This window comes from Actinomadura sp. NPDC048032, assembly GCF_040653175.1.
GTDB lineage: Bacteria > Actinomycetota > Actinomycetes > Streptosporangiales > Streptosporangiaceae > Spirillospora > Spirillospora verrucosospora.
The window spans coordinates 1-2,834 of sequence record NZ_JBEZJP010000663.1; the positions used below are offsets into that span (position 1 = coordinate 1).

Annotated in this window: 3 protein-coding genes; all 3 read left to right on the top strand. The window is 74.1% G+C overall.

What is annotated here, in order from left to right:
- A partial coding sequence (locus AB0C69_RS40770) for an alpha/beta hydrolase fold domain-containing protein (RefSeq protein ID WP_360361928.1) occupies positions 1–309 on the top strand: 309 nt, incomplete at its 5' end.
- Complete coding sequence (locus tag AB0C69_RS40775; protein WP_360361931.1) at positions 309–1,061, top strand: ABC transporter ATP-binding protein; 753 nt, start codon at positions 309–311, stop codon at positions 1,059–1,061. The genes AB0C69_RS40770 and AB0C69_RS40775, both read left to right, overlap by 1 nt.
- The gene (locus AB0C69_RS40780) at positions 1,058–2,809 is read left to right on the top strand and encodes an ATP-binding cassette domain-containing protein (protein ID WP_360361933.1); all 1,752 of its coding nucleotides are present in this window, start codon (positions 1,058–1,060) and stop codon (positions 2,807–2,809) included. Before AB0C69_RS40775 ends, AB0C69_RS40780 begins: the two co-directional genes overlap by 4 nt.
- Positions 2,810–2,834 lie beyond the last annotated feature (25 nt).

Consider the following 2,834-nt stretch of genomic DNA (forward strand, 5'->3'; position numbering starts at 1 on the left):
GTCGAGTGCCTGAACGTTCTCCTATGTCGTCTGGCTCCGGTGGCCTGTGTGCTGCCCCTGCGGGCCAAGAGCTTCGCCGGGCTGTGCCGGGCGCTCGTCCTCGAAGCCGAGTGCGACGTGCTCCGCGACGAGGGCGAGGAGTACGCGGTGCGGCTCAAGGACGCGGGCGTCCAGACCGACCTCGTCCGCTACGACGGCATGATCCACGCGTTCTTCGGCCCGCTCGCCACCGAGCTGTCGGTGGCGAGGGACGCCCAGGCCCGGACGGCCGCCGCCCTGCGCTCGGCCTTCGGCACGGACGGAGAGTGATGACCGCTCCGGCTCTCGCCCTCGACGGCGTCGGCGTGGACCGGGCCGAGGTCCCGATCGTGCACGAGGTCACGCTCGACGCCGCGCCGGGCGCGGTCACCGTGATCCTCGGCGCGAACGGCGCCGGCAAGACGACGCTGATGGACGGCATCGCCGGCCTGGCCCCCGTCAGGTCCGGCACCATCCGGCTGGACGGCGCCGCCATCGAGAGACTCGCCCCCTACAAGCGGGCCCGCGCCGGCCTCGGCTACGTCGAGCAGGCCCGCACCACGTTCCGCACGCTCACCGTCGAGCAGAACCTCATCGTCTCCCAGCGGGGCGACGGCGACCTCGGCACCGTCTACCGGCTCTTCCCGGAGCTGGAGAAGAGGCGGAGCCTGCAGGCCGGGTACCTGTCCGGCGGCGAGCAGCAGATGGTCGTGCTCGGCCGGGCCCTGGTCTCGGCTCCCAAGGTCGTGCTGATCGACGAGATGTCGCTCGGCCTCGCCCCGCTGGTGGTGCGCCGGCTGATGTCCACGGTCGGCGAGCTGGCCGGGATGGGCATCGCGGTCGTGCTGATCGAGCAGTTCGCGAACCTCGCGCTGGACGTCGGCACCCACGCCCACGTCCTGCGCAAGGGACGCGTGGTCTTCTCCGGGCCGTGCGGCGAGCTGCGCGGCGACGAGCGGCGCCTGCACCGGCTCTACTTCGGCGGGCCGCCGGTCGGCGCCGCCGGCGCGGGCGCCGGGGCGGCGGAGGGCGGGCCTCGATGAACCTGGTCGACAAGCGCGGCCTCGGCACCGGTCTCGGCATCGCGGTGCTCGCCTGCGCGCTGCTCCCGCTGGTCCTGCCGCCGTACTGGATCTACCTGGCGATCAGCGCCGTGATCAGCGCGGTGATCATGCAGAGCTTCGGGGTGATCGTCGGACGGGCCGGCGTCATGTCGCTGTGCCAGATGTCGTTCGCCGCGATCGGCGCCTGGGTGGTGCTGCGGCTGAACGTGGCGGACGCGCCGGGCGGCTTCTACCTGTGGCTGCTCCTCGGCGGCCTGGCCGCCGTCCCCGTCGGCGTCGCCATCGGACTGCCCGCGCTGCGCATCCGCGGCGTCAACCTCGCCGTCGTCACCTTCGGGTTCGCGGTCAGCACCGACATCGTGCTGAACGTCAACCCGTTCCCCGGCGCGGCCGACCTGACGATGCTGGAGCGGCCCGCCCCCTTCGACACCGACGGCGGCTACTTCGTCTTCACGGTGATCGTGTTCACCGTGCTGGCCGTCGCCCTCGGGATCATCGGCCGGACCCGGCTCGGGCTGTCCTGGTACGAGCTGCGGCACTCCGAGCGGTCCGCCGCGGCGCACGGCGTCTCGGTGGCGCGCGGCAAGCTCGCCGCGTTCGCGATCAGCGCGTTCGTCGCCGGGATCGGCGGCGGGCTGCTGGTCGGCCAGCTGAGCCTGGTGGTCCCGCAGAACTTCGCGATGGGCCAGTCCCTCGCGCTGTTCGCCGTCGCCATCATGATCGGCCCGCACCACCCGGAGGGCGCCGTGCTCGGCGGGATCTTCGGCGCGGTGATGGCGACGATCATGGAGAAGGTCTCGCTGCCGCAGGACTTCGGCGGCGTGCTGTTCGGCGCCGGCGCCCTGCTCGCGCTGCGCAGCGGGCTCAGCCAGACCGACCTGACCCGGATGCGCAGGCGGGAGCGCGACGCCCGGAAGATCCTCAAGGAGGCCGAGGACGCGCCCGCCCCCGAGGACGCGCCCGCCGCCGAGGAGGCCGGATCCCTCCCGGCGCCCGCGCCCACCGGCGACCGCGCACCGGTGCTGGCGGTTCAGGGGCTCACCGTCAAGTTCGGCGAGGTCGTGGCGCTGGACGCCGTCGACCTGACCGTCCCCGAGGGCGCGGTCGTCGGGCTCATCGGCCCGAACGGCGCCGGAAAGTCGACGTTCATCGCGGCGGTCAGCGGTTTCGTCGCGGGCTACGGGGGCACGGTCGAGCTGGCCGGGCGGCGGCTGGACGGACTCGGGCCGAGCCGCCGCGCCGTGCTCGGCCTTCGCCGCACCTTCCAGACCACCGCGATCGCGCCCGAGCTCAGCCTGTACGACTACCTGACGATCGGCGCCGGCCGGCGGCTGCCGCGGGCCGAGGCCGACGAGCTGCTGGAGTTCTTCGGCTGCCCGCCCGGCCAGGTCCCGGTGTCGATCGTCGACGCCGGCACCCGGCGCCTCCTGGACGTCGCCGCCGCGGTCGCGGCGCGGCCGAAGGTCGCGCTGCTGGACGAGCCCGCCGCCGGCCAGTCCGCCGCCGAGTCGCTGCGCCTCGCCAGGCGCCTGGCGGCCGTGCCCGCGGCGCTCGGGGTCTCGGTCCTGCTCGTCGAGCACGACATGGAGCTCGTCCAGGCCACCTGCGAGCAGGTCACCGTCCTGGACTTCGGCCACGTCATCGCCTCCGGCCCCACCGGCGAGGTCCTGGAGGACCCCGCCGTCCGGGCCGCCTACCTCGGCGCCGCCGACGTCCCGGCGTCCTGACCGTCCCGTACCCCCCACCCACCCC